General features: G+C 65.5%; 20 protein-coding genes and 1 pseudogene. 12 read left to right on the top strand and 9 right to left on the bottom strand.

From position 1 onward, the window contains the following. The 5 genes and pseudogenes from ABJ196_RS06805 to ABJ196_RS06785 all read right to left on the bottom strand — a co-directional run. A pseudogene (locus tag ABJ196_RS06805) lies at positions 1-425 on the bottom strand (hypothetical protein); the annotation flags it as partial. Positions 426-727: 302 nt separating this feature from the next. Beyond that, positions 728-4,366, bottom strand: a complete 3,639-nt coding sequence (gene mfd / locus ABJ196_RS06800) for a transcription-repair coupling factor (RefSeq protein ID WP_347305776.1) — start codon at positions 4,364-4,366, stop codon at positions 728-730. Between the two features lie 12 nt (positions 4,367-4,378). After that, positions 4,379-4,987, bottom strand: a complete 609-nt coding sequence (locus tag ABJ196_RS06795; protein ID WP_257070610.1) for a TetR/AcrR family transcriptional regulator — start codon at positions 4,985-4,987, stop codon at positions 4,379-4,381. Between the two features lie 519 nt (positions 4,988-5,506). Then, on the bottom strand, positions 5,507-6,730 hold the full coding sequence (locus ABJ196_RS06790; RefSeq protein WP_347305772.1) for an MFS transporter: 1,224 nt from the start codon (positions 6,728-6,730) through the stop codon (positions 5,507-5,509). Between the two features lie 352 nt (positions 6,731-7,082). Further along, positions 7,083-8,714, bottom strand: a complete 1,632-nt coding sequence (locus ABJ196_RS06785; RefSeq protein WP_347305771.1) for a multicopper oxidase domain-containing protein — start codon at positions 8,712-8,714, stop codon at positions 7,083-7,085. 49 nt (positions 8,715-8,763) lie between these two features. Between ABJ196_RS06785 and ABJ196_RS06780 the strand changes: the two genes are divergently transcribed. From ABJ196_RS06780 to ABJ196_RS06750, 7 genes are all read left to right on the top strand, one after another. Further along, positions 8,764-9,996, top strand: a complete 1,233-nt coding sequence (locus tag ABJ196_RS06780) for an MFS transporter (RefSeq protein WP_347305770.1) — start codon at positions 8,764-8,766, stop codon at positions 9,994-9,996. A gap of 53 nt (positions 9,997-10,049) precedes the next feature. Continuing rightward, on the top strand, positions 10,050-11,510 hold the full coding sequence (glmU, locus tag ABJ196_RS06775; protein ID WP_347305769.1) for a bifunctional UDP-N-acetylglucosamine diphosphorylase/glucosamine-1-phosphate N-acetyltransferase GlmU: 1,461 nt from the start codon (positions 10,050-10,052) through the stop codon (positions 11,508-11,510). A gap of 47 nt (positions 11,511-11,557) precedes the next feature. Further along, positions 11,558-12,532 (top strand): ribose-phosphate diphosphokinase, encoded by a 975-nt coding sequence (locus ABJ196_RS06770; protein ID WP_257046065.1) that lies wholly within the window; start codon positions 11,558-11,560, stop codon positions 12,530-12,532. 55 nt (positions 12,533-12,587) lie between these two features. Next, positions 12,588-12,860, top strand: coding sequence for a hypothetical protein (locus tag ABJ196_RS06765; RefSeq protein WP_066487518.1), 273 nt, complete (start codon positions 12,588-12,590; stop codon positions 12,858-12,860). 215 nt (positions 12,861-13,075) lie between these two features. Further along, complete coding sequence (locus ABJ196_RS06760; RefSeq protein WP_347305768.1) at positions 13,076-13,723, top strand: 50S ribosomal protein L25/general stress protein Ctc; 648 nt, start codon at positions 13,076-13,078, stop codon at positions 13,721-13,723. 93 nt (positions 13,724-13,816) lie between these two features. Then, positions 13,817-14,380: an aminoacyl-tRNA hydrolase gene (pth, locus tag ABJ196_RS06755; RefSeq protein WP_347305767.1), complete on the top strand. Its 564-nt coding sequence runs from the start codon at positions 13,817-13,819 to the stop codon at positions 14,378-14,380. Positions 14,381-14,401: 21 nt separating this feature from the next. Next, on the top strand, positions 14,402-15,334 hold the full coding sequence (locus ABJ196_RS06750; RefSeq protein WP_347305766.1) for a fumarylacetoacetate hydrolase family protein: 933 nt from the start codon (positions 14,402-14,404) through the stop codon (positions 15,332-15,334). Here ABJ196_RS06750 and ABJ196_RS06745 read toward each other — a convergent pair. After that, positions 15,331-16,482: a helix-turn-helix domain-containing protein gene (locus ABJ196_RS06745; protein ID WP_347305765.1), complete on the bottom strand. Its 1,152-nt coding sequence runs from the start codon at positions 16,480-16,482 to the stop codon at positions 15,331-15,333. The two genes, ABJ196_RS06750 and ABJ196_RS06745, sit on opposite strands and share 4 nt — an antisense overlap. Before the next feature lie 167 nt (positions 16,483-16,649). Between ABJ196_RS06745 and ABJ196_RS06740 the strand changes: the two genes are divergently transcribed. Both ABJ196_RS06740 and ppk2 read left to right on the top strand, forming a co-directional pair. Next, on the top strand, positions 16,650-18,104 hold the full coding sequence (locus ABJ196_RS06740; RefSeq protein ID WP_347305764.1) for an MFS transporter: 1,455 nt from the start codon (positions 16,650-16,652) through the stop codon (positions 18,102-18,104). 119 nt (positions 18,105-18,223) lie between these two features. Next, on the top strand, positions 18,224-19,117 hold the full coding sequence (gene ppk2 / locus ABJ196_RS06735; RefSeq protein WP_347305763.1) for a polyphosphate kinase 2: 894 nt from the start codon (positions 18,224-18,226) through the stop codon (positions 19,115-19,117). Positions 19,118-19,292: 175 nt separating this feature from the next. Here ppk2 and ABJ196_RS06730 read toward each other — a convergent pair whose 3' ends face one another. Both ABJ196_RS06730 and ABJ196_RS06725 read right to left on the bottom strand, forming a co-directional pair. Then, the gene (locus ABJ196_RS06730; protein ID WP_347305762.1) at positions 19,293-20,744 is read right to left on the bottom strand and encodes a glyceraldehyde-3-phosphate dehydrogenase; all 1,452 of its coding nucleotides are present in this window, start codon (positions 20,742-20,744) and stop codon (positions 19,293-19,295) included. A gap of 94 nt (positions 20,745-20,838) precedes the next feature. Then, on the bottom strand, positions 20,839-21,828 hold the full coding sequence (locus ABJ196_RS06725) for a nitronate monooxygenase (RefSeq protein WP_347305761.1): 990 nt from the start codon (positions 21,826-21,828) through the stop codon (positions 20,839-20,841). Positions 21,829-21,858: 30 nt separating this feature from the next. Between ABJ196_RS06725 and pth (ABJ196_RS06720) the strand changes: the two genes are divergently transcribed. The 3 genes from pth (ABJ196_RS06720) to ABJ196_RS06710 are packed head-to-tail and all read left to right on the top strand — an operon-like array spanning position 21,859 to position 25,084. Next, positions 21,859-22,524 carry an aminoacyl-tRNA hydrolase gene (pth, locus tag ABJ196_RS06720; protein WP_347305760.1) on the top strand — a complete coding sequence of 222 codons (666 nt, stop codon included), beginning with the start codon at positions 21,859-21,861 and terminating at the stop codon, positions 22,522-22,524. A gap of 40 nt (positions 22,525-22,564) precedes the next feature. Continuing rightward, positions 22,565-23,419, top strand: coding sequence for an SDR family NAD(P)-dependent oxidoreductase (locus tag ABJ196_RS06715; protein WP_347305759.1), 855 nt, complete (start codon positions 22,565-22,567; stop codon positions 23,417-23,419). Between the two features lie 24 nt (positions 23,420-23,443). Further along, positions 23,444-25,084, top strand: a complete 1,641-nt coding sequence (locus tag ABJ196_RS06710) for a peptide chain release factor 3 (protein WP_347305758.1) — start codon at positions 23,444-23,446, stop codon at positions 25,082-25,084. Positions 25,085-25,102: 18 nt separating this feature from the next. On the opposite strand, the gene ABJ196_RS06705 is transcribed toward ABJ196_RS06710, so the two are convergent. Continuing rightward, on the bottom strand, positions 25,103-26,605 hold the full coding sequence (locus ABJ196_RS06705) for a GntP family permease (RefSeq protein WP_347305757.1): 1,503 nt from the start codon (positions 26,603-26,605) through the stop codon (positions 25,103-25,105). Positions 26,606-26,625 lie beyond the last annotated feature (20 nt).

The raw sequence follows: 26,625 nt of genomic DNA, 5'->3' as shown, positions 1-26,625 counted from the left end.
AGCATATCCATCAGCCACGGGTCCTGGGTGTTAATCACCAAACGGTGCCAGCCGTCTTTGCCATAGGTATGGCGGGCGGACTCCACGCGGGTCTTCGGCGTGGCAAGCCTCGCGCCGACCTCATCGAGCTTGGTCTCCGCCGTGCCACACAAAGTCACGCGGGCAGCGTTGGGATCCTCGCAACGCGCGGCAAGCACCTCAATCCGGGCGAGCACGCGCAGGGAATGGCCGGCAGCGCGGGCGGCCTTGCGGGCCTCAGCAATGCCTTTAGGCTTAGCGCGCCAATAAACAGCGGCCAAAGGGTAGATGAACTTCGCATCAGCAAGCGTCAAGCCACGGTCGCGGAGCTCAGCCACGGTAAGGCCAGCGGCTTCCTTGAGAGAATCGACGCCGAGAGCAAGAGCATCGAAGATCGAGACGGTCATGCCACGGAGGATAAAGTCACGGCAGGACCCCGGCAACTGTTCGACAAATACATTTGTCGAACAGGGGTATTCGAACAGGGGTAATGAGGGGATAAACATGCAGGTCCGCGCGTTTCGGCGCGAGCGTGCCGGTGGCATCGGTGAGCTTGAAAGTCCACTATTAATCGGCGGACCGAAAGAATGGCGTTATGGATTCCCTCTTCGCTGCGGCCAGCGAGGACGGACTTGGCCCGCTGCTTGCGGGCCCGGCGATGCTCGTTGTGCTGAGCTCGCTGTCGTTCTTGCGCAACTTCTAGAAAGCGCTACTCGCTCACGGAAATAACGTTGCCCATCTTCCGCGGGGTCGTGCCGCCGGTGACGTCCGCCTGATCGATGTCGAACATCTGCGACAGGAAGTCCGCGACCCACTGGACGAGCTCGACATCGCGCAGGAGCGGGTCGCGCACGTTGCGGCCGGCCTTGGGAAACGACAGCTGGATGGCCTTCGCGGCCGCCCGGTAATTCGAGCCTGGGAAGAGACGCTTGAGACGCACCTGCTTGGAATCCGCGAGCTCAACCGGGTGGACCTTGATGCGCGTGCCTTGGACCGTGATGTCCGAGACACCGGCGCGGCGGGCCTGATGGCGCAAGCGTGCGACGGCGAGGAGACGCGAGACCTCCTCGGGCACGGGGCCGTAACGGTCTTCCATTTCCTCCACGATGAGCTGGAGATCCGCGTTGTTCTTCGAGGCCGCGAGCTTGCGGTACACCTCGAGGCGTAGGCGCTCGGCGTTGATGTAGGCCTCGGGGATATGGGCATCGACAGGCAAGTCGATGCGGATCTCCTTGGGGCCTTCGTCGGTGGCCTTGGGGACCTCGCCGCGGGCCATGGCCTTGAAGGTCTCGACGGCCTCGCCGACAAGGCGGACGTAGAGATCGAAGCCGACGCCCGCAATGTGGCCGGACTGCTGCGCGCCGAGGACGTTGCCGGCGCCGCGCATCTCGAGGTCCTTCATGGCGACGGCCATGCCGGCGCCTAAGTCGTTGTTCTGGGCGATGGTCGCAAGGCGGTCGTAGGAGGTCTCGGTGAGCGTCGCGCCCTTGGGATACAGGAAATAAGCGTAGCCGCGCTCGCGGGAGCGGCCCACGCGCCCGCGCAGCTGATGGAGCTGGGACAGGCCCATGTGATGGGCGTTCTCGACGATGAGGGTGTTCGCATTCGCGATGTCGAGGCCGGTCTCCACGATGGTCGTGCAGACGAGCACGTCGTACTCGCGGTCCCAGAATCCTTGGACGGTCTTCTCAAGGAGCTCCTCGTTCATCTGGCCGTGGGCGACGACGATGCGCGCCTCGGGGACGAGCTCGCGCAGCTCGCGGGCTTTGGCCTCGATGTCGGAGACCTTGTTGTGGATGAAGAAGGTCTGTCCGTCGCGCAGGAGCTCGCGGCGGATGGCCGCGGCGACCTGCTTGTCCTCGTAGGCGCCAACGTAGGTAAGCACCGGGTGACGGTCCTCCGGCGGGGTGAGGATGGTAGACATCTCGCGGATGCCGGCCATGGACATCTCGAGCGTGCGCGGAATCGGGGTCGCGGACATGGTGAGCACGTCCACGGAGGATTTGAGAGCCTTGATGTGCTCCTTATGCTCGACGCCGAAGCGCTGCTCCTCGTCGACGACGATGAGGCCGAGGTTCTTCCACTGCACGCCTGTCTGAAGCAGACGGTGGGTGCCGATGACGATGTCGACGGAGCCGTCCGTCAACCCGCGCAGGATCTCCTTGGACTCCTTCGCGGTGGTAAAGCGCGAGAGGACCTGAATGTTGATGGGGAATCCGGCCATGCGCTCGCGGAAGGTATCGGCATGCTGTTGCGCCAAAAGGGTCGTCGGCACGAGGACCGCGACCTGCATGCCGTCCTGGACGGCCTTGAACGCAGCGCGCACGGCGACCTCAGTCTTGCCGTAGCCCACGTCGCCGACGACGACGCGGTCCATGGGCACCGGGGATTCCATATCGTGCTTAACGGCGTCGATAGCGAGCATCTGGTCCTCGGTCTCGACGTACGGGAAGTTATCTTCCATCTCCGCCTGCCACGGCGAGTCGGCCGCAAACTGGTGGCCCGGCGCGGCTTGGCGCTTGGCATAGAGCTCGACGAGCTCGCCGGCGATTTCGCGCACGGCGGCGCGCGCCTTCTTCTTCGTGTTCTTCCAGTCCGAGCCGCCCATCTTGGACAGCTTGGGGGCCTCGCCGCCCGTGTACTTGGACAGCATGTCGAGCGAGTCCATGGGCACCCAGAGCTGATCACCCGGCTGGCCGCGCTTGCTCGGTGCGTACTCGAGCACGATGTACTCACGGCGGGACGTTTCATCGCCAGCTTGGATGGTTCTCTCGGCCATCTTGACGAACTTGGCGATGCCGTGCGTTTCATGCACCACAAAATCCCCGGCCTTCAAGGCCAAAGGGTCAACACGGTTGCGGCGCTTGGCAGGACGGCGCTTGGCACCCGCGATGTCGCCCACGCGGTTACCGGTGAGGTCCGTCTCGGTGATGACGACCAGGGGCAGCGCCGCGGCGTCGCGGGCCTTGCGGATCTTGGGGAAAACCAGACCGGCATGCGACAGCGCCTGGTAAAGCGTCACCTCGCCAGGCGTGGGCTCCCAGCCGGGCGTGGCGACCTTGGCGGGAATGCCCTTCTCCGCGAAGCGGTCCACCATGCGCTTGATAGCGCCTTTGGCCGGCGCGATGAACGCCGCGCGCCCGCCCGCGTTCACGTGGGCGAGTAGCTCCGCCATCATCGCGTCGATCTGCTTGATATCGCCGCGCGGGGTGGGGCCTGGCTCGAAGTCGAGCGGCAGCGTCTCGTCTTCTGGCGCGAAGAGCATGCCCGGCGGCGAGAACGTCCACAGCGGCAGCGACGCTGTGGCACACGTGATGTCCAAGGACTCAAAAGAGCGGTAACTAGAGGCAGAAGTGTCTAGGCCCTCCGCCGCGAGCGGCCCATCCGCGCCCATGGCGGCGGCCTCCCAGCCGGCGGCGAGGAACTCCGCGTCCGTGTCCACGAGGTCCGCGATGCGCGTGCGGATCTTCTCCGGCCCCACGAGCACGACGTGCGTGCCGGCGGGGAAGAATTCCGGAAGGGTGACCATGGGGGCATCGGAAAGCACGGGCAGAAGAGCCTCCATGCCTTCGGCGGGGATCTTCTCCGAGACCTTGGACAAAAGCTCCACCAACGCGGCGTTGCCCGGATGCGTGCCCATGAGCGACGCGGCGCGGGCGGCCACAGCGTCAGTGATAGGCAGTTCGCGGGCCGGGTAGACGTCCACGGAGCCGACCTCGATCTCCGCAATCGTGCGCTGGTCCGCGACGGAGAACTGCCGGATATCCGTGATTTCGTCGCCCCAGAACTCCACGCGCACCGGGTAATCGAGCGTCGTGGGGAAGATGTCCAGGATGCCGCCGCGCGTGGCATACTCGCCGCGCTTGGCCACCATGTCCACGTGACGGTAGGCACGGAACTCGAGGCCGTCCACGACGGACTCGAACGCGACCTCCACAGACTCCGCGAGCCGCAGAGGCGCGCGGCCCTCCACGGTCTGCAGCAAAGGCTGTGCGTAGCCGCGCGCGGCCGTCACGACGACGTCGAGCGAGTCGAGGTGGTCAAGCACCTGCGCGCGCCGACCCACGATGTCCGCGCCCGGCGAGAGGCGCTCGTGCGGCAGCGTCTCCCAGGCCGGGAAATACGCCACCTTAGACCCCAGAAGAGCGGTGAGCTCCGCCGTAAGATCTTCCGCCTCACGGCCCGTGGCCGTGACGACGAGGACCGGCGCGCGGTGCGCCAGCGCGCCCAGTGCCCAGGGACGCACCTGGTCAATGCCGGTGAGGTGCAGCGAGGCCTCGCCCACGTGCGTGAGCATGCCCTTGAGCTTGGGATCCGTAGCCGCGACCTTGAGCAGGCCGGCGAGCATGGGGGTTGCCATCTAGGCGTGTCCTTTCAACTTAGGCTGGGCCTCCAGGCCCGCGAGCCCATTCCAGCAGAGATTCACGATATGCGCGGCGACGACCTCTTTGGACGGCTCGCGTTCGTCCAGCCACCATAGCGCCGTCATAGACACAGCACCAACGAGCGCCTGCGCGTAGAGATTCGCCAGCGTCTCGTCCAGCCCGCGGTGATGGAAGGCCGTCGCGAGGATGTGGCTCACCTGCCCCACCGCGGTGGACAGCAGCGTGGCGTAGCTGCGGTCCGTACCCGGCTTGGAGTCGCGCGCGAGGATGAGGAAGCCGTCGGTCTCCTCTTCGACGTAGGTGAGCAGCACGAGCGCGGCCTGCTCAATGCGCTCGCGCCACGAGCCCTCGCCCAGCGCATCCGTGACGAGCTTTTCCAGCGCCAGCATCTCGCGGTCAATAATGACAGCGTAGAGCCCCTCTTTGCCACCAAAATATTCGTAGACAACGGGCTTAGACACGGTCGCGCGGGCGGCGATTTCCTCCACGCTCGTGCCATCGAAACCCAACTCCGCAAACGCTGCGCGCCCCACTGCAATGAGCTGTTCACGGCGCTCACGCCCCGTCATCCTTTGTCGAACCATGCCTTCTACCCTATCGTCTCCCAGCTCGCGCGCAGCTTTCCGATGCCCCCTTCCCCTCCCGTCTCATGTCCGCCCCGCGTGCTGGGTTGATGCCGTCCCTTCCCTACAACCAGCCATGAGCCTCTTGATGAGACGCTGCCGCGCCATGTAGCCGCGGCCGCCTGTGGCTAAGAGCCGTCCGCCGAGCTCATCACACAGTGCGCGGACGGTACGGTCGCCTCCGAGTCCGAGGTCTGGGTGCTGCGCCGCGGGACGGTGTATTCCGTGTCGCAGGGCGCCGAAGACGCCACGACCGGCGGCGGCCAAGACGGTGGACCTAGCGCGCAACCCGGTCCTCCCTGCTCGCGTGGAACAGAGAGGACCGGGTTGCGATTGTGCTTCCCCACCAGGACTCGAACCTAGAATGACGGTACCAAAAACCGTAGTGTTGCCGATTACACCATGGGGAAATCCGGCTGCGTTAACAACCGTTCTTAGAGGATACCCGACGGGGGCACCGCTACTGCAAACCGACCCGAATTATTCGAAATCGAGGTGTCGGGACTGGGCCGCGGCCGTGCGGCCATGGACGAGGATGTAGACTCCGGCGGCCACGACGACGAGGCCAGCCATGAGCCAGTACATCGTCGTATACCCCGTCGCAGCGATGAGCGAGCCGAGCGCCAGCGGGCCGAAGCCGATGCCCACGTCGAGCAGAAGAAAGAGCGTGGAAATACCCGCGCCCATCTCGGCGAGCGGGACAAGACGCACGGAGATCGCTTGCGCGGCTGGCATGAGCGAGCCGTAGCCCAGGCCCACGAGGGCGCCGGCGAGGACGACCTGCCAGTTGGTGTGTGCTGCGGCGAGCAGCGCCAGGCCCGCGACGAAAACGACGAGCGCCGGGTAGACCACCGCGTTGTCGCCGTGGCGGTCCTGGATGCGGCCGAGGACAAAGCGCATGACAAGGCTCACGCCGGCGTAGGCAAGGAAGAAGAAGCTGGCGCCGGTCGCGAGACCGGCGGCATCGGAGTACGCATTGATGAAGGTGATGATCGCGGCGTACGCGACGCCGACGAGCAGCATGAAGAAGCCCACGGGCGCGACCTTGGGGTGGACGATGGTCGCCAGCGAGAAGCGCGCGGCGTGGCGTTCCTGGGCCGGGGCACGGAGGAACAGTGCTAGGGCGAGCGCCACCACGGTTAGGCTGAGCACGGAGATAAAGACCGCGTTGTAGCCCAGCGAGTTCGCCAGCGCGAGGCCGGCCGCGGGTCCGACGGCGGTGGCGAGCGTCGTGCCGAGCGCGAAGTAGCCGGTTCCCTCGGCGCGGCGGTGGTCCGGGATGACGGACTGTGCGACGGCCATAACAGCGGTCGAGGCCACCGCGTAGCCGAGGCCGTGAATAAGACGCACGACGATGAGGAACGCGAGCGAATGCGCCGGGAAGTAGGCGACACAGGCCACGGCAACGACCGCGAGCGAGACAAGCAGCGAGGTCTTCCGGCCGACGGTGTCGACGACGTAGCCCGAGAAGAGTCGAGCGACGGTCGCGCCGACGACAAAGGAACTCGAGGCGAAGCCGGCAGCGGTCTCACTCGCCGCGAACTGCGTGGCGGCGTAGAGCGCCATGATGGTCACGAGCAGGTAAAAGACCATGAACTGTGCGAAGTTCACGAGCCAGGCGAAGACAAAGGTGGGCGTGATGAGCCGTGGGCTCGGCGCGCCCGACGCGGCGGTGGGACCAGTGGACGGGGACGTGGGAAACACCTCACATCGTGCGGGGACAAAAGAACGCGCGTTACCTTACTCCCCGCCGCGGGGCTTTGCATGCCCGGTGCATGCGAACGGCGCGCGAGGTCCGTGCGGGGATCCGTCGCGCGCCGTACGAACGCCGTGTGAGGGCAGGAAGACGTGGGTTATTTCGTGGCGTCCCCTGGGGCGCCGTCCCGGTCTAGGGGGTGAACTGCTTGGCACTTCTCTTCTCCTCTATACAATAAGAAGTTCATGCCTGAAGCGGCGGTGCCTTAATAAGGTATAAAGGCATGCTGCGTGGCCGCCGGGGTTACGGGGCACGGTGTAATCACAATCCTGTCGTTCAACAGGCGGCCGACGCCGGGAGTTAGGCCCCTTGCGTCGGGGTCGCATACGGGCTGCGCGAGGCGTCGATGACCTGGCCGCCGTGGTTGGAGTGCGCCTTCTGCTCGAAGTAGAGCGCGGCGGCCTGGACACGCACGTCCGGCTTCTCGCCTTTGTCCACGATGACGAACTGGCCCATCATGCCTTGGTCCTCGTGGAGGAGCATGTGACAGTGGTACATGTACGGAATCGTGGGATCCGGGTAGTGGCCGAACTCGACGAGCAGGCGCACCGTCGTCTTTGGCGGCAGATTCACGGTGTCGCGCCATCCGGCCTCTGGCTTGGGACGCACCGTCACCGTCGTCGAGGCCTGCGCCACGTCCACGTCGAGCACCTTGAAGCGCGCGTCGTGAATGTGGAAGTTGTGCGGCCAGTCATCATTTTCATTCGTCACGGTCCAGATTTCCGGCTCGTCGTGGTCGATGACGACATCGACGCGCGCCATGTCCATGGACTCGCCGTTGATCATGAAGGTATTGAGCACAAACTCGCGCTCCGTAAGTCCTTCCTCGCTGGGGACCTCGAGCGCTGCGGGGTCGAGCTCGGCGGGCAACGCGGGGGCATCGGGGGCATCGGCAGCCGGGCCGATAATGCGGAGAAGGTCGAAATTATCGCCGAAGCCGAAGTCTGAGGAGTACTCGTCGTCCGGCACGCCAAAGTTATCGGCGCGCGCGACGGACTGTAGGATGTGCTCCTCCCCCGGCTTCAAGTCGACGAGCACCTCGAGGCGTTGGCCGGGGCCGATGAAGGCCTCGTCGACGGTGAGCGGCTCGGGCAGCAGCCCGGCGTCCGTCGCGATGACGCGCAGCGGCGTGCCGTTGTGCATGGTAAGCGTGTAGAAACGCATGGACGCGGCGTTGAGGATGCGCAGGCGCACCCGGCGCGTCGTCGCCTCGAACTTCGCGTTCGTAATGCCGTTGACCACCGGCGTCGTGCCCAGCAGGCCGAGCGTCGAGTCGACGGAATGGTCGAGCTGGTTGCCGTCCGTGAACTTCGCATCGACCAAGACGACGGGGATATCGTCCACGCCGTACTCATGCGGCAGCTCGAGGCCGTCCGAGACATCATCGTCGAGGATAAACATACCGGCCAAGCCACGGTAAGCATGCGTTGCCGTCGCCATATGCGGGTGCGGGTGGTACCACGTCGTCGCGGCGGGCTGCTCGATGGTCCACGTCGGCTTCCACGTCTCTCCGACCTGGATGGGCGAATGCGGGCCGCCGTCCGAATACGCAGGCAACTTCATGCCGTGCCAGTGCACCGTGGTCATCTCGATGAGGTCATTGGTGATCTCCGCGCGGACCTTCTCCCCCTTGCGTGCGCGCAGCGTGGGCCCCAGGTACGGGCCGTTGAAACCCCACGTACGGGTCTCCGGCGCGCCGGGCAGAATCTCGGAGTGGCCGTCCTGCGCTGTGAGCTTGAAGACGCGGGTGTCGCCGTCCTTCTCGCCTTCGAGCAGCGGCGGGATAGGCAGCGGGCGGGGCTCGGAATCATAGCCTCGGGGCGGGGTCTGGCTCTTGTCTGCGGTGTCGTCCGAGTCCGAGCACGCGGCGAGTACACCACCGGCGGCGAGGAAGACGGAACCTTGGACAAAGAGGCGACGCGTGAGACTCATGTGTCCTACTTTAAACGCTCGAGCGGGGTGTGGCCTACCCTTGAAAAATATGAAAACGAGTGAGGAATCCAACGCACGCCGCTTCGTGTGGGCCAATGGTCTGCAAAACGTCGGCGACCAGCTCGTCTCCGGCAAGACGGTGCTGCCGTGGCTCTTCCATGCGGCGGGCGTGCCGGGCTTTTTTACGGGTCTGCTTGTGCCGCTGCGCGAGTCCGGTTCCATGCTCCCGCAGGCCGCGCTCACGCCCTGGGTCACCACGCATGCCGGCCGCACGCGCCTGTGGGTCTTAGGCTCGCTCGGCCAGGCCGCCTGCGCCGCGGTCATCGCGCTCGCCGCGTGGCTTGCCGATGCCGCCCTCCTCGGCGTCCTCGTCGTCCTTGCGCTCGCAGGGCTCGCGATCTTCCGCGCACTGTGTTCTATCACGGGCAAGGACGTGCAGGGCCGCACGATTCCGAAGGGCGCGCGAGGCGAGGTCACCGGCCGCGCGGCCCGGCTCGGCGGCGCGGCGACGCTCATCACGGGCGTCGTGCTCGCGGTGCTCGGCGACGTGCCGCGGTGGGGTCTTGCGCTGTTGCTCGCGGTGGGCGCGGCGACGTGGCTCATCGCAGGCGGCATTTTCCGCGGCGTCGAAGAACCGATCCCGGACGAGGAAGTGGAGGCCCAGGGCCTCAATAAGTCCTGGTGGAAGGATACGTGGGAGCTCTACCGCGGCGAAGAGAAGTTCCGGCGCTTCGTCAATGTCCGTGCGCTGCTGCTCGTCTCCGCACTGTCCACGTCGTTTATCGTTGTGCTTTCGCGCGACGCGGGCCAAGCGATGCTCTCCGGGCTCGCTGGCTTCGTGCTCGCCTCAGGCCTGTCCAACCTGCTAGGCGGGCGCCTGTCCGGCGTATGGTCGGACCGGTCTTCGCGGCGGGTGATGGCCGCGGGGGCGGCGGGGGCATCGGCAGTAGTGCTCGCACTGGTGGCCTGCGCGTGGTGGGCTCCGGCGGGCCTCAACGCCTGGATCATGCCGCTGGGATTCTTCTTAGTCAACCTCGCACACACGGCCATCCGCGTGGCGCGTAAGACGTACGTCGTAGACATGGCTGGCGGCGATAAGCGCACGCAGTACGTGGGCGCGGCGAACACGATGATGGGCGTCGTCCTGCTCATCATAGGTGGAATTTCGGCCGTCATCGCGCTCGCGGGACCGGCCCCGGCGCTGCTCTTTTTGGCCGCCATCGGACTGCTGGGCGCCTGGCGCGCCCGTGGTCTCGACAACGTCTCGCGTGGGAACGTTTAGAATGTGTGCCTAGATACTTTTTGACTCGACATTATTTTTGAGGAGCTAGTCCCTTGGCCGACACCACCGATCTCGCCATCCTCGTCCTCGCCGCCGGCGCGGGCACCCGCATGAAATCCGCGAAGCAGAAGACCCTCCACGAGATCGGCGGGCGCAGCCTCCTGGGCCACTCACTCCACGCGGCCGCTGGCCTGAAACCGGCACACCTCGTCGCCGTCGTGGGCCACCAGCGCGAGCAGGTCGCCCCGGCCGTCGAGGCCATCGCTGCGGAGCTGGACCGCGAGGTCCTCGTCGCCGTCCAGGAAGAGCAGAACGGCACGGGCGACGCCGTTGCCGCGGGCCTGGCCCCACTGCCGGACTTTAACGGCACCGTCATCGTCACTAACGGCGACGTCCCGCTGCTGCGCCCGGAGACCATCCAGTCCCTCTTCGAGGCGCACGTCGCCGAATCCAACGCCGTGACGGTGCTGTCCATGTCGTTGGACGACCCGACGGGTTACGGCCGCATCGTTCGCGGCGCGGATCGCGCGGTCCAAGCCATCGTGGAGCAGAAGGACGCCGCCCCGGAGCAGCTCGCTATTACCGAGGTCAACTCCGGCGTCTTCGCTTTCGACGGCGCCATCTTGCGCGACGCGTTGAGTCAGCTCAACTCTGACAATGCACAGGGCGAGCTTTACATCACGGACGTGCTCTCCATCGCGCGCGCCGCCGGCCACCGCGTGGGCGCCGTCGTCGCACCGGACCCGGCCGAGCTCGCCGGCGTCAACGACCGCGTCCAGCTCGCCTCCGCGGGCCGCGCGTTGAACGAGCGTGTCGTCGAGGCCGCGATGCGCGGTGGCGCCACCATAGTCGACCCGGCTACCACGTGGATTGGCGTCAACGTCACCATCGGCTCCGACGTCATCATCCACCCCAACACCCAGCTGTGGGGTGCGACTTCCATCGCGGACGGGGCCGAGGTCGGCCCGGACACGACGCTTACCAATATGCAGGTCGGCGCGAACGCCCACGTCATCCGCGTCCACGGCTTCGACTCTGTCATCGGCCGCGGCGCCAACATCGGCCCGTACACCTACATTCGTCCGGGCACCGTCGTGGGTGAAGAAGGCAAGCTCGGCGGCTTCGTCGAGGCCAAGAATGCCCAGATCGGCCGCGGCACCAAGGTCCCGCACCTGACCTATATTGGGGATGCCACCGTGGGCGAATACTCCAATATCGGCGCGTCCTCTGTCTTCGTCAACTACGACGGCGTGAACAAGCACCACACCACCATCGGCAGCCACGTGCGCACCGGCTCGGACACCATGTTCATCGCTCCGGTGACGGTCGGTGACGGCGCCTACTCCGGAGCGGGTACAGTAATCAAGGACGACGTTCCTGCGGGAGCCCTCGTCGTCTCTGGCGGCAAGCAGCGCAACATCGAAGGTTGGGTAGAGCGCAAGCGCCCGGGCACCGCGGCAGCAGACGCCGCCGCGGCGGCACGCGACGCAGAGCCGACGGACGACGAGAAGTAATCGCAGAAACTCCCCGCCACAACTGACAAGGAAGGCAACACCCAGCCATGACCGGCAAGGTAACTGGTAGCAGCAAAAACATGAAGCTCTTCTCCGGGCGCGCACACCCGGAACTGGCAGAGGCAGTCGCTCGCGAGCTCAAGACCGACTTGGTTCCCACCACCGCCCGCGACTTCGCCAACGGCGAGATTTTCATCCGCTTTGAGGAATCCGTCCGCGGCGCAGACTGCTTCGTCATGCAGTCCCACACGCAGCCGCTCAACAAGTGGCTCATGGAACAGCTCATTATGATCGACGCTCTGAAGCGCGGCTCCGCCAAGCGCATCACCGCGATCCTGCCGTTCTACCCCTACGCCCGCCAGGATAAGAAGCACCGCGGCCGCGAGCCGATTTCCGCCCGCCTCGTCGCTGACCTGCTCCAGGCCGCCGGCGCAGACCGCATCGTCTCCGTCGATCTACACACGGACCAGATCCAGGGCTTCTTCGACGGCCCGGTCGACCACATGCATGCGCAGCCCATCCTCGTCCACTACATCAAGTCGAAGTACCCCACGGATAACCTCGTGGTCGTCTCCCCGGATGCCGGCCGCGTCAAGGTTGCCGAGAAGTGGGCCCACGACCTGGGCGACGCTCCGCTCGCCTTCGTCCACAAGACCCGCTCCACCGAGGTCGCCAACCAGACCGTGTCCAACCGCGTCGTCGGCGAGGTCGAGGGCAAGGACTGCATCCTCCTCGACGACATGATCGATACCGGCGGCACCATCGCCGGCGCCGTCCGCGTCCTCAAGGAAGCGGGCGCCAAATCCGTCGTCATCGCGTGTACGCACGGCGTCTTCTCCGACCCGGCGCGCGAGCGTCTGTCCGAGTGCGGCGCAGAAGAGGTCATCACGACCGATACCCTCCCGCAGTCCACCGAGGGCTGGTCCAACCTCACGGTGCTGTCCATCGCCCCGCTACTGGCACGCACCATCAACGAGATCTTCGAGAACGGCTCCGTCACCACGCTGTTCGAGACGCACTAAGCGCGCATCTCGCCCCTTCCCCGTCGGTCCTCACGGCCCAGCGGGGATTTTTGTTGTGCAATCTTTATCACCGCAGTACTCACACACCGCTCGCGGGCGCGACGCCGAGGCGTATGGCGCCGTCCATGTCGCCCAGGGCGAGGAACCGCGCCCGCCTAAGGAGCCGGAGCCGGAAGACGGCCAGGAAGAGTCCGTGCTCGTCGACGATGAAGGCTGGGGCGTCGTGAACGACAGCGAGGTCCGCGAGTTCATTGAACTTGAGCACCCTGCCGCGGCCACTGCGGAGGCCACTGCGGAGGAGGCAGAGGACGAGACGGACGAGCGCTGAGTATTTGGTGTCCGGGCCGATGCGTTGCTAGGATATATCCGTCTCGGCGAGGGCGAGCGGTCACATGACCGTAAGCCGTTATCGACGCGATTGTGAACTTCTAAGCATATAAGCCTGCGATGACTCCTCCCCAGACGTCCATCGGCAGGCTTTCGTCGTTCTTGCGCCGTATCATTGAGCCTCGCCACACACTGATTAACTGCAAGGAGAATTTTATGTCTAACGAGACTCCGGTCATCAAGGCTACAGCCCGCAACGAATTCGGCAAGGGCCCGGCTCGCCGCCTGCGCGTCGCCGGCCAGGTCCCGGGCGTTGTCTACGGCCACAGCACCGACCCGGTCCACTTCTCTGTTGACCGCCTGGAGATCACCGCTCTGGTTCGTAACCACGGCGTCAACGCTGTTCTCGAGCTCGAGCTCGACGGCGAGCAGCACCTGAGCATGGTCAAGCACGTCGACCAGAACGTGCTGACCCTCGACATCGACCACATCGACCTCCTCGCCATCAAGCGCGGCGAGAAGGTTGAGGTCGAGGTCCCGGTCGTCGTCGAGGGCGAGCCGGCACCGGGCACCGAGTACTACCAGGATGCAGACGTCATCCTGGTTGAGGCTGACGTTCTTAACATTCCGGAAGAAATCGTCGTCTCCATCGAGGGCCTGGAGGACGGCTCCGTCATCACCGCCGCCGACATCACCCTGCCGGAGAACACCACCCTGGTCGCCGACGCCGAGACCGTCATCGCTTCCGTCTCCGTCCCGCAGGTGGACGAAGAGCTCGAGGCCGCTGCTGAGGCAGCTGAAGAGGGCGGCGCCGAGGCTGGCGCTGAATCCGCTGAGGATGCCGCAGCCACCGAGTCCGAGTAATTCTCGCCTCATTCGCCGCGTTCCCCGCATGGGGTGCGCGGCGTTTCGCCGTTTTTCAGGTGGCTTCGCCCGCGCCCACGCGGGCGTGCGAGAATGGAACGCGTGACTGATTCTCCTCTTCTCATTGTTGGACTGGGCAACCCGGGCGCCCGGTACGCGGGCACGCGCCACAACATCGGCTACGACGTCATTGACGAGCTGTGCGACCGCGTGACGCCCATGGCTACGAGCTTGAGCGTCCATAAGAAGACGAACACGTTCGTCGCGGAGCTCGGCGCCGGGCGGCTCACCTCGCGCAAGACGATCCTCGCCCGCCCGCGCTCGTTCATGAACCTCTCCGGCGGGCCAGTCAAGGCCCTCGCGCAGTACTTCGGCGTGGCCCCCGCGGACATCGTGGTCATCCACGACGAACTCGAGCTCGACTTCGGCCAAGTGAGACTGCGTACGGGCGGCGGGGACCACGGCCACAACGGCCTGCGCTCCATCACTAAGTCCCTGGGCACCAAGGATTACCAGCGCCTGTCCATCGGCATCGGCCGCCCACCGGGCCGCATGGATCCCGCCAGCTTCGTGCTCAAGCCGTGGTCCAAGCGCGAGGCCCAGGACATCCCCATCGTGTGCGCTGATGCTGCCGATGCCCTCCTCCGCGCCGCGTAGGCACGAGTACACTGTCCCACCATGAGACTTGCTACGCTGCGCACCCCTTACGGCACGACGACCATCCGCGTCGAGGGCGACAACGTCGGTATTGAGCTCGACCACGAGGACGTGGGCGCGCTCCTGCGCACCGAGGACTGGCGCAAGGCGGCCGCGCTGTCCGGCGAGCCCGTCGCCTTCGCGCCCGAGGACCTGGCACCCGTTATTCCGCACCCGGGCAAGATCATCTGCGTCGGCCTCAACTATGCCAAGCATATCCGGGAGATGGGTCGCGAGTTCCCCGACGTCCCCACGCTGTTTATCAAGTTCCCAGACGCGCTCACCGGCCCCTACGACGACGTGCACATCCCGCCGTTCGGGCAGTCCAAGCTCGACTACGAGGGCGAGCTCGCCGTCGTCATCGGCCGCCGCGCCCACCACGTCACCGCCGCCGAGGCGCTCGACTACGTAGCGGGCTACTCCATCATCAACGACTACACGCTGCGCGATTTCCAGCGCGCGACCACGCAATTCCACGCCGGCAAGTCCTTCTACCGCACCGCCGGCTTCGGGCCGTGGCTCACGACCTCCGACGAGTGGGCGCCGGGCGGCGGCGCGCGCCTGACCACGACCGTCGACGGCGAGGTCCGCCAGGACGACAACACGGACGATCTCATTTTCTCCGTCGCTGGGCTCATCGAGTTCTGCTCGCAGCTCTATCCTCTCCACCCCGGCGACGTCATCGCTACCGGCACGCCCGAGGGCGTCGGCTTCGCCCGCGAGCCGCAGGCCTTCATCCAGGACGGCCAGACCGTGCGCATCGAGATCGAAGGCCTGGGCCATATCGCGAACCAGACCATCTACGACCACTCGGTGATGCCCTCCATCGTGGGCGAAGGCCTCCTTGGCCACAGCCACAGCGGCAACTCGGACGGCTGCGCCTGCGGCGGCGACTGCTCCTGCGACGCGCACTAATCACCGGACGAACCCCCGCCGAGCTCCCGCGCATAGCGCAGCCAGAGTAGCTCCATGCGCGTATCCGGCTCGGTTAGGCTGCGACCCGTGGCCTCTTCGAACTTCGCGACACGGTGGCGCAGCGTGTTCTCGTGCACATACAGCCCCGCGGCGGCCTGCTTGAAGCTCAGGCCCGCGTCCATATACGCCCACACTGACTCGAGCAGCATCGCGCCGGTCTCGGAGGCTTCGGCGAAGACAGTCTCGTAGCGCGCCCGCACGATGGCCGTGACCGCAGGGGCCTCCGGCACGGCGAGCCGCCACGACAACGCGGCGGCGTCCCACCACCCCGTCCGGCCCGGCGGCAGCGCAGAGAGCACGCGCCTCGCCCCAGCCCAGGACTCCCCGGCTTCGGCCAGCGAGGTGGAGGGGCCTGCGGCGACGAGAACGGGGGCATCGGCAAGCTGGGCCGTGGCGGGAATAAGCGCGGCGATAACATCGCCGACCTCGGCCGCGACCGCCATCGCGGCGGGCGTCGAGCCCCACTTCTCCACGTAGGCGACCCACTCGTCCGGGTCCGCGGCCATGCCGAGGGCTACGCGGTACGCGATATCCGGCAGGCCGAGCCGCCGCGCGCGGGCTGCAATCTCCAAGCCCGAATGCTGCGGCGCGGCGATAAGGCGCAGCAACTCCGCCTTAGCCACGCGGCGGCGCACGGACTCACCCACGCTCGCCGCACGATATTCGCGCACAGCCTGCTGCATGAACCACTCGCCCACCTCCCACATCGCGTCCATGGCGGTAAGACAGTCCTCGACCGGAAGCCCACGCGTCCGCGCGATGTCGCTAAACCGCTGCTGCGTCGAGGTGAGCGCCAGACGGTAAGCGCGCAACAACGAATCGACCTGCACGCCCTGACCTAGGCGGCGCAGCGCGACGCTGGGCACGGCCGGAAGCTGCGCTGCAGAACCGCTCGCAACGACGTCGAGGACCACATCGATAATCCCGCCCACGGAGGCCACGAGCTCGCAGCGCGGAACGTCCGCGTAGTCCGGCAGCTCCTCGTGGATATCGCCCACGGCGTGCACCGTGAGGTCCTCGTGCTCGCGGCGCAGCTGCGCCACGACGGTCGCCAGCGTCGCGTAGGGAATGGAGTTATCCGGACTCATGCGTCTCGATTGTAGGAAACTTCAAACGCGCACGTGAACTATTAGACAGAACCACATTGAATATGACGTATATCACGGGTGATAGTAGTAGGCATCGCGACGCCCCGCCGCGACACGCCCCGTTTCCCTCTGCGTGCCCCGCACGCCTGATCTTCTTGGAGACACTCATGCCCACCTCCCCTTCCGCGAGCCTCGACAAGGCCGCTGACGTCATGGCACCCACTCGCACCCCGCGCCAGAAGCGCAAAGCGTTTTTAGGTGCCATCGCTGGCCACCTCATCGAGTGGTACGACTACGGCGTCTACGGCTTTGTCGCCATCTACGTCGGCCAAGCCTTCTTCTCCGCCGCCACGCCTGCCATCGCACTGCTGTCTTCTTTCGCGACCTTCGCATTGTCGTTCTTCATGCGTCCGCTCGGCGGATTCGTCTTTGGCCCGCTCGGCGACCGCATCGGCCGCAAGAACACCATGGCGCTGGTCATGATGCTCATGTCCGGCTCCACCTTCTGTATTGGGCTTATGCCCACCTACGCCGCCATCGGTTTCGCGGCACCGGCCCTGCTCATCCTCGCCCGCTGCGTCCAGGGCCTGTCCGCCGGCGGCGAGATCGGCACCGTGACCTCCTATGTTGCGGAGTACGGCGGCGCCAAGCGCCGTGGCCTGGCCACCTCGCTGCTCATGACGATTGCGGTCTCCGGCCTGCTCATCGGATCCATCGTCGCAAACGGCCTCGCGGCCATCCTCGGCGACGAGGCGATGCAGGCCTACGGCTGGCGCATTCCGTTCCTCGTCGCGGGCCCACTCGGCCTCATCGCGGCCTACATCCGCTCGCGTCTCGAGGATTCCGCCCAGTTCGAGGCCATCGCCGAGTCCGGCCACCAGGAAAAGCGCCCTTTGCGCGCCCTGTGGAAGTGGAAGGGCAACCTGCTGCTCGTGGCTGGCTCCATCTCCCTGCTGGCCTCCATGTTCTACATGGTCCTCACGTTCTCCTCGACGTACCTCACCAACACGCTGGGCTTTACCGCCACGGAGCGCTTCTGGTTCATCACCGTCGGCGGTGCCACGGGCGCATGCCTGATGCCACTGGGCGGGCTCATCACGGACGTGTGGGGACGCCGCCCGTTCCTCATCCTCACCTCCGCGCTCACCGCGCCGGCAGTCTGGTGGTTCTTCTCCTCGGCCCCGGGCGCCACGGCGCAGTCGCTTTTCCTGCCGTTCATGGCCTGCTGCGTGCTCTTCGGCCTCTACTCCTCGACCCCGTACGCGGTAATGACGGACATGATTCCCACACAGGTCCGCGCCACGGGTATCTCCATGGCCTATAACTTCCCCGTCGCCATCTTCGGCGGCTCCGCCCCGTTCATCGCGTCCTACCTCATCAACCTCACCGGGGATATCACCTCGCCGATGTACTTCTTCATCGGCACCGCAGTGCTGTCGTTCCTCTCCAGCTGCATCATCTCCCGCCGCCACTACTCCCGCGTCGAGGCTGCTGATGCCGCCCTCCTCGGCGCCATCGCCTCCTCCCGCGCCGTAGCCGACGCCGTCGCCGCAGAAGCCGCCGAAGAGGCCGCCGTGGAAAACGCAGCGCAGACCTCCTCGTCGGCGCACGCTACCCTATAACGGAACACTGCGTCTGTGCGTCGCGTGCCCCGAATGGTCAGATCACTGGGTTCGTCCCCACCATTCTGGGGCTAGCGGCGTTTTCGCATGTCTAAAGCTCCGCTAATAAGCTATTAAGTATGAGCAAGGATTCTAAGCGCACCAAGCCCGCCAAACTCGACAAGGAAGCCTACGAGGCCGAACTCAAGCGTCTCCAGGCCGAGCTGGTCGAGATGCAGCAGTGGGTTGTCGAGACCGGCGCCCGCGTGGTCATCATCATGGAAGGCCGCGACGCCGCCGGCAAGGGTTCCGCTATTAAGCGCATTACCCAGTACCTGAACCCCCGCACCTGCCGCATCGAGGCGCTGCCCAAGCCCACCGAGCGCGAGTCCGGCCAATGGTACTTCCAGCGCTACATCGAAAAGCTGCCCACCGCCGGCGAGATCGTCATCTTCGACCGCTCTTGGTACAACCGCGGCGGCGTCGAGCGCGTCATGGGCTTCTGCACCCCGCAGGAGCACGTGCGCTTCCTCCACCAGGCGCCGGTCCTCGAGCGCATGCTCGTCGAGGACGGCATTATCTTGCTCAAGTACTGGTTCTCCGTCTCCGACGAGGAGCAGATCGCCCGTTTCAAGTCGCGCCGCAACGATCCGCTGCGCCGCTGGAAGCTCTCCCCTATGGATCTCCAGTCCATTACCCGTTGGGAGGACTACTCCCGCGCGAAGGACGAGATGTTCGTCCACACGGACACGCCCACCGCGCCGTGGTACACCGTGGAGTCCGAGGACAAGAAGCGCTCGCGCATCAACGTCATCAACCACATCCTCAAGACCATCCCGTACCAGCACGTCCCGCAAGACGTTCCCGAAATCCCGGACCGCCCAGACGAGAGCGGCGAAGAGTACGAGCGTCCGCCGCGCGATGATTTCTCCTACGTCCCCGACGTCGCCGCCGAGTTGGAGCGCGACAAGGTCGCCGCCGCGAAGAAGGCTAAGAAGGCCGCTAAGAAGTCAGGCAAGAAGAAGAAGGACTAGCCTCCCACGCCACCGAAATAGCCGTTTCTCCCGAATTAGCTCCGATTTTTCGACAAATCGGAGTCTTATTCGGGAGAAACGGCTATTTCACTGCATAAACAACTTTCGACGTCGCGGAGATAAACGAGCCGCCCCGCGAAGCGAATTCGACGGGGCGGCCTTGTGCGTCTAGCGCTTAGAGCTCAGCTGCGGACTTGCGCGTCGGGAGAACCGTGGGGCGTGCACCAGCGAGTTCCTCGACGATGCGGATGACCTGGTTCGAGTAACCGAACTCGTTGTCGTACCACACGTAGAGCACGAGGTGCTTGCCGGAGGCGATGGTCGCCAGGCCGTCGACGATGCCCGCGTGAGTGGAGCCGACGAAGTCCGAGGAGACGACCTCCGGGGAAGCGATGTAGGAAATCTGCTGGCGCAGGTCCGAGTGGAGAGAGACGTTGCGCAGGAAGTCGTTGACCTCGTCCGCCTCGACCTCCTTGGCGAGCTCGAGGTTGAGCACAGCCATGGACACATCCGGGGTAGGAACGCGGATGGCGTTACCGGTGAGCTTGCCCTCGAACTCCGGCACGGCCTTGGAGACAGCCTTGGCAGCGCCGGTCTCCGTAAGCACCATGTTGAGACCAGCGGCACGGCCGCGGCGCGGGCCCTTGTGGAAGTTGTCGATGAGGTTCTGGTCGTTGGTAAACGAGTGCGCGGTCTCGACGTGGCCGTGGACGACGCCGTAGCGATCGTTGATGACCTTGAGCACCGGAGTGATGCCGTTCGTGGTGCAGGACGCGGCAGACAGGATCTTGTCCGTGTCCTCGATGTCGCCGTGGTTGATGCCGTAGACGATGTTCTTCAGGTCGCCCTTGCCCGGAGCGGTGAGCAGGACGCGGGCGATGCCCTTGGACTGGAGGTGCTGCTCGAGCCCCTCGCGGTTGCGCCACACACCCGTGTTATCGACGAGGATGGCGTTGTCGATGCCGTACTCGGTGTAGTCGATGGATGCTGGGTCGTTGGCGTAGATCATCTGGATCTTCGTGCCGTTGGCCCAGATGACCTCGTTCTCCTCGTCGACGGAGATCGTGCCGTTGAACGCACCGTGGACGGAGTCGCGGCGCAGGAGGGAGGCGCGCTTGATGATGTCGCCGTCGCCCTTCTTACGGACCACGATGCCGCGCAGACGCACGCCGTTGTAAGCGGCCTCGCGAGCGATGAGGATGCGGGCGAGCAGGCGGCCGATGCGGCCGAAGCCGTAGAGCACGACATCGACCGGCTCCTTCTGGGTGTCCTTGCCAATGACGTCGGCGAGGGCGGCCTCGACGAAAGCACGCAGGTCGGTCTCGCCGGAATCGGCGAAGTCGAGCGCGAGCTGGCCCAGATCGATAGACACGGAGGGCAGGTTCAGGTCGACGAGGACCTCGAGAATGGGGAGGGTCTGCGCGGTGGAGAGTTCCTCGCCGGCGACGCGGCGGGCGTAGCGGTGTGCCTTGACGATGTCGATGTCAGTGACACCCTCGAGCAGCGAGCCGAAGATCGACGTCACGACGTTGGAGCGGCGCAGCGTGTGCAGCAGCGGGATCATCTTCTGAGCGCGCTCGATGCGCTCGTTCCAGTCGTCGTGGCCAACCTGGGCGTTTCCGGTCACTTCAATCAATCCTTTACTCATGGGGTTGTCACATAGAGTGCGCAAAAGGGGTTAATGCAACAACACATAATATCCGAATCGGGCACGCAATTTACTAAAGACGCTGAAGTATCTCCGCCACACTACCCCCGCCGAGTCGCTCGGGCTCCACGCCTACGAGACAATAGGCCACCGCAGGGTCTTTCTCTGCACGTCGCGCCTTGAGCAGCGGGCTCAAATGCGGATACATGGGCGCCATGTCTGGGTGCGTGCGGGTGTAGTCCGTCGCGAGCCCACGGGCGTAGCGTCCGGATAGCGCGCGCGTCGAGACCGTCTCCCCGCCGCGCGCTATGAGCTCGCGATTGCTTTCCGATGTCCCCGCCTCCTCCGCGAGCAGAAACGCCGAGCCGCAGCTCACCTTGACCACGCCGGGCCAGCTCAGGGCCTCCTCAACGTCCGCGCCGTCGCGCACGCCGCCTGCTGCGATGAGCGGAATGGCAAAGCCCTCGGCCTCGAGCGCCGCGTGGACGTCCGCAACGAGCTCACGCAGCGGCCGCCAGTCCGGTTCTTCCTCGATGGTCCATGTGCCGCGGTGCCCGCCTGCGTCGGCGCCCTGGACGCAGAGCACGTCGACGCCCCGGCGCGCGGCCACGAGGGCATCGGCCGCCGTCGTCACCGTCGTCCACGCCTCGATGCCTGCCTCGTGGAGGCGTTTTATTTCCTCGTCGCCGAAGGTTCCGAACATCGACCAGATGAGGGCGGGACGGTTGTCGTGCACCAGCGCGAGGGCGAGCTTTTCGTGCCAGCCAAACGTGTAATCCACGTGGTCGAGCGCAACGCCCTCTTCCTCCGAGATGGCCTGCGCGGCCGCCCACTGGTCCTTGGTGAGCGGCGGCTGCGGGTGGAAGAGGTTGAGCCCAAAGCGCGCACCTTCCATAGCGTCGAGCTGCTGTGCGACGACGTGCATGGGCGACGTGCCGAGTGCAAGGGCGCTGAAGGAGCCGGCGGCATCGGCAGCACGCACCAGGGCGGGCGTGGTGGGGCCGCCGGCCATCGGGGCGACGATGACGGGTGACGGGAAGGAATCGATCACGCGACTACTCATGGGGACATCCTACGTGCGAGACTGGAACGCATGGTTGGTTTTATTTCGAAGATTCGCGCGCTCTTCGGCGGCGCGGCAACCCGGGAAGCGCCCGCTTCCGCCGCGCTCGACCCGGCATCCCTGCAGGCCGAATGGCTCATCGTGGGACTCGGCAACCCGGGTGCACGCTACGCGGCGACGCGCCACAACGTAGGCTACATGGCCATCGACGACCTTCTCGCCGACGCCGGGGACATGCTCGCCCCCGTGCGCGGCATCAAAGCCGAGGCCGCGCAGATCGACATCAATGGCACGCCCGTCGTCGTGGCGCGCGCAACAACGTTTATGAACCTCTCGGGCGAGGGCATCGGCCCGCTCGCCACAGCGCTCGGCGTCGCGCCAGACCACGTCATCGTCTGCCACGACGAGCTCGACCTGCCCGCGCACAAGCTACGTCTCAAGCTTGGCGGCAACGAGAATGGCCACAACGGCCTCAAGTCGCTCACGGAGCACCTGGGCACCCGCGACTACCTGCGCGTGCGCATCGGCATCGGCCGCCCGCCCAAGTCCGCGCCGCAGCCCATCCCCGACTGGGTGCTGGGGCCTGTCGACGACGGCCACGACTTCGATACCGCCATCGCCACGGCCGCCCGCGGCGCCCGGCTCATCGTCGATCGCGGCCTGAACGCCGCACAGAACGACATCCATTCGCGCTAAGCCCGGCGCGCAGCAGTTCGCACGCGTAATCTCGACAACCATGAGCGACCAGACTGCATCCAAGACGATTGTCATCACCGGCGCCTCGGACGGCATCGGCGCCGCCGCGGCCCGCAAGCTGCAGCGCATGAACGACAAGCACACCCTCGTCATCGTCGGTCGCAACCCGGAGAAGACCCGGGCCGTCGCGAACGAGATCGGCGCGCGCTACCACCTCGCGGACTTTGAGTCCTTGGGCCAGGTCCGCCGCCTCGCCGCGGAGCTCGAGGACTTGGGCCACATCGACGCGCTCGCCGATAACGCGGGCGGCGTCTTTGACGGCCCCTTCCGCACCGCAGATGGCTTCGAGCGCACGTGGCAGGTCAACGTCGTCGCCCCCTTCCTGCTCACTTCGCTCCTGCGCGAGCAACTCACCGCGGACCCAGAGCTGGGAAAGGAAGCGGCGACGGTGGTACAGACGGCATCGGTAGCAAACATGCTCATGAGCAACTTCGATGCCGCGGACCCCAATACCTTCCAGAACTTCAGCCGCGAGCGCGCCTACGGCAACGCGAAGCTGGGCGATATCCTACTCGCGAGATATCTCGCGAGTAAAGGCCTCAACTCCGTGGCCTTTCACCCTGGCGTGCTCGCCACGAACTTCGCGCAGACCGGCACGGGCGCGGTGCAAAAGATCTACGCGTCGAAGCTCGCCCACCGCTTCTTTGGAAAGCCATCTTCCGGCGGCGATAACTTGGCGTTCTTCCTCCTCGGCACGCCGGGTGTCCACTTCGAGCCGGGCGAGTATTACAACGATAAACGGCGTCCGGGCCTGCAGCGTCCCATCGCCAAAAAGCTCTCCGTGGCGCGCCGTCTCTTTGATGATCTGGGCCGCCAGCTGAATGTGGAATGGTAAACCCTTCCCGCTAAGGTAGAGGCCATGAGTTCTTCCACCGTGGCCCATGAGGCCTCCCGTCGCCGTACCTTCGCCGTCATCGCCCACCCGGACGCCGGTAAGTCGACGCTCACGGAGGCGCTTGCCCTCCACGCGCACGTCATCAACGAGGCCGGCGCGGTCCACGGCAAGGGCAACCGCAAGGCCACGGTCTCTGACTGGATGGAGATGGAGAAGGACCGCGGTATTTCCGTCGCGTCCTCGGCCCTCCAGTTCGAATACGCGCCTGAAGACCATGAAGGGGAACCCTTCATGATCAATCTCGTCGATACCCCTGGCCACGCGGACTTCTCTGAAGATACCTACCGCGTGCTCACCGCCGTGGACGCCGCAGTCATGCTTATTGATGCCGCCAAGGGCCTCGAGCCCCAGACCCTCAAGCTCTTCCGCGTCTGTAAGGCCCGCGGCCTGCCCATCATCACGGTGATCAACAAGTGGGACCGCGTCGGCCGCGAGCCGCTCGAGCTTGTGGACGAGATCGTCAACGAGATCCAGCTCCAGCCCACTCCGCTCTACTGGCCGGTGGGCATCGCGGGTGATTTCAAGGGCCTGGCCCACATCAACCCGGACGGCGAGGCGGACGAGTACATCCACTTCATCCGCACCGCCGGCGGCTCCACCATCGCCCCGGAGGAGCACTTCCAGCCTGCCGATGCCGCCGCGCGCGAAGGCTCCGATTGGGACACCGCCGTGGAGGAAGCCGAGCTGCTCGCCATGGACGGCGCGCTCCACGACCAAGAGTTGTTCGAGCAGTGCGTCACCTCGCCGCTCATCTTCGCCTCTGCCATGCTCAACTTCGGCGTCCACCAGATTCTCGATACCCTCTGTGCCATCGCCCCAGCCCCGCGCTCCCGCGAATCCGACCCAAAAGCCATCGCGGCATCCACCACCGCCATCGACGAGGTCCGCGAGGTCACCGATGACTTCTCCGGCGTCGTCTTCAAGGTGCAGGCCGGCATGGACCGCAAGCACCGCGACAACCTGGCGTTCATGCGCGTCGTCTCCGGCGAGTTCGACCGCGGCATGCAGGTCACCCACGCCCAATCCGGCCGCAGCTTCTCCACGAAGTATGCGCTCACCGTCTTCGGCCGCACGCGCGACACCATCGACACCGCCTACCCGGGCGACATCGTGGGCCTCGTCAACGCCGGCTCACTCGCTCCGGGCGACACTATCTACGACGGCCGCAAGGTCCAGTTCAAGCCCATGCCCCAGTTCGCGCCCGAGGCGTTCCGCATCCTGCGCGCCAAGTCGCTCGGCGACTACAAGGCGTTCCGCAAGGGCCTCGACCAGCTCGCCGCCGAGGGCGTCGTGCAGATCCTGCGCAACGACATCCGCGGCGACGCCGCGCCTGTCATGGCCGCCGTCGGCCCCATGCAGTTCGAGGTCATGCAAGCCCGCATGGAAGTCGAGTACAACGTCGAGACCGTCACCGAGCCCATCCCCTACTCCGTCGCCCGCCGCACCGACGCGGAATCCGCCGAGGAACTCGGCCGCCAGCGCGGAGTGGAGATCTTCACCCGCACCGACGGCGAGCTCATCGCGCTGTTCGGCGACAAGTGGAAGCTCGCTTTCGTGGAGAAGGAACACCCAGACCTCACGATGGAGCCGCTCGTCGCGGACTAACCTGCGGCGCAGAAGATTTTAGGACAAGCCCGGAATCACGGCGTTGAGTCCCAGCATGATGGCCAACGTCGCGAGCGGGATGATGATGGTCACGACGGCCACGTCCTTGTAGGACAGGCGGTGAGTCATGCCGCAGACCATGAGCATGGTGAGCACCGCGCCGTTGTGCGGCAACGAGTCGAAGCTCACGGAGGCCATGGCCGTCACGCGGTGCATAAGCTCGAGGCTGATCCCCTGCTCCGTGGCCAGTTGCGCGAGCTGTTCGCCGAGGGTTTCCATCGTGATGGACAGACCGCCGGAGGACGAGCCGGTGATGCCGGAGATGACCCCGGTGGACACGGTGGAGACCACCAGCGCGTTATCCGCGATGCCGAGCATGTTGTTCTTGATGACGGCGAAGACGGCCAGCGCCGCGATAACCGCGCCATAGCCGACCTCCGACGCGGTGGTAAAACACGGGAGGATCGCGTTCTTCGCGCCCTCGGAGAGTTCTTTGAGCGAGGTGCCCACGCGCGAGGGGAACATCGCGATGATGACCACGACGGCGAGCGCCAGGGCGATGGTCGGCGACCAGATGCCGAGCAGCGCTGTGAGAGAGGTCTCGCCGTATTTTTCTTCGGCAAGGTAGTCGGCGCTCCAAGACTTGGAGAAGAAGTAGACAATCGCGAAGTTCACCACGATGACCACGAGAATGGGCAGCAGCCCCAGCATGCCTTGGACCTTGACGGACAGTTCCTTGATGCCCAGCGGCGCGTGGGTGGTCAGGTGACCACCGGAGTTGGTGTCGAAGGACTCGCCGCCGATGTCGACGGAGGCTTCGTCGCCAGTATCGCCGATGCCCTCGGGCGTCGGGATGACGTTGCCCTTTGCGTCGATCGGGTCGAAGCGCTCGCCGCCGCGCTGGAGTTGCTTGATGCGGAACTCGAGCCAAGCCATGCCAGCCACCAGCATGAAGAGGGCCGAGAGAATGCCGAACACCGGCGCGGCGTACGTATTCGTGCCGAAGTAGCTCGTCGGAATGGCGTTGTGGATCTGTGGGGAGCCCGGCAAGGCGGCAAGCGCGAAGGTGATGGTGCCCAGCGCGATGGCGCCGGGCATAAGCCGCTTGGGGATGCCGGTTTCTTTAAAGAGCGCGGTCGCAATCGGCACGATGGTAAAGGCCACGACCCACGCGGAGACGCCGCCGTAGGTAAGCAGCGCGGTGGCGATAACGGTGGAGAGCATCGCGCGTTTCGGCCCGAAGAGCGCGGTGATACCGCGGGCGAGGTAACGCGCCAGGCCTGTCGAGGTCATGAGGTAGCCAAAGATCGCGCCGAAGAGGAAGAGCGGGAAATACTTCCCAATGAACCCAGCGAGCGCCGGCATGAAGATCTGGGTGTACGTGCCCATGACCGGTTCGCGGGCAAAGAGCACCGCAATGAGCGCGGCGGCGGGGCCGACGACGACCACGGAGTGGCCGCGATAAGCGAAGACGACAAGGAATATGAGCGAGAGGACCACGCCTATGAGCGAGATGACCATCGAAAGAACCTTCCTAGAAA

The sequence above is a fragment of the Corynebacterium sp. SA-MJD20WY100 genome, assembly GCF_039822565.1.
Classification (GTDB): domain Bacteria; phylum Actinomycetota; class Actinomycetes; order Mycobacteriales; family Mycobacteriaceae; genus Corynebacterium; species Corynebacterium phoceense_A.
Note: the sequence above shows the minus strand (reverse complement) of the source record. Positions and strands in the feature narration are given on the sequence as shown.

Bases quoted from the DNA above. Each gene is read 5' to 3' on its own strand.
- ABJ196_RS06715 (WP_347305759.1), top strand. From the start codon at position 22,565: ATGAGCGACCAGACTGCATCCAAGACGATTGTCATCACCGGCGCCTCG.
- mfd (WP_347305776.1), bottom strand. From the start codon at position 4,366: ATGCTCGCCGGCCTGCTCAAGGTCGCGGCTACGGATCCCAAGCTCAAG.
- ABJ196_RS06760 (WP_347305768.1), top strand. From the start codon at position 13,076: ATGTCTAACGAGACTCCGGTCATCAAGGCTACAGCCCGCAACGAATTC.
- ABJ196_RS06795 (WP_257070610.1), bottom strand. From the start codon at position 4,987: ATGGTTCGACAAAGGATGACGGGGCGTGAGCGCCGTGAACAGCTCATT.
- ppk2 (WP_347305763.1), top strand. From the start codon at position 18,224: ATGAGCAAGGATTCTAAGCGCACCAAGCCCGCCAAACTCGACAAGGAA.
- pth (WP_347305767.1), top strand. From the start codon at position 13,817: ATGGAACGCGTGACTGATTCTCCTCTTCTCATTGTTGGACTGGGCAAC.
- ABJ196_RS06705 (WP_347305757.1), bottom strand. From the start codon at position 26,605: ATGGTCATCTCGCTCATAGGCGTGGTCCTCTCGCTCATATTCCTTGTC.
- ABJ196_RS06770 (WP_257046065.1), top strand. From the start codon at position 11,558: ATGACCGGCAAGGTAACTGGTAGCAGCAAAAACATGAAGCTCTTCTCC.
- ABJ196_RS06750 (WP_347305766.1), top strand. From the start codon at position 14,402: ATGAGACTTGCTACGCTGCGCACCCCTTACGGCACGACGACCATCCGC.
- ABJ196_RS06780 (WP_347305770.1), top strand. From the start codon at position 8,764: ATGAAAACGAGTGAGGAATCCAACGCACGCCGCTTCGTGTGGGCCAAT.
- ABJ196_RS06745 (WP_347305765.1), bottom strand. From the start codon at position 16,482: ATGAGTCCGGATAACTCCATTCCCTACGCGACGCTGGCGACCGTCGTG.
- ABJ196_RS06725 (WP_347305761.1), bottom strand. From the start codon at position 21,828: ATGAGTAGTCGCGTGATCGATTCCTTCCCGTCACCCGTCATCGTCGCC.
- ABJ196_RS06740 (WP_347305764.1), top strand. From the start codon at position 16,650: ATGCCCACCTCCCCTTCCGCGAGCCTCGACAAGGCCGCTGACGTCATG.
- ABJ196_RS06785 (WP_347305771.1), bottom strand. From the start codon at position 8,714: ATGAGTCTCACGCGTCGCCTCTTTGTCCAAGGTTCCGTCTTCCTCGCC.
- ABJ196_RS06710 (WP_347305758.1), top strand. From the start codon at position 23,444: ATGAGTTCTTCCACCGTGGCCCATGAGGCCTCCCGTCGCCGTACCTTC.
- pth (WP_347305760.1), top strand. From the start codon at position 21,859: ATGGTTGGTTTTATTTCGAAGATTCGCGCGCTCTTCGGCGGCGCGGCA.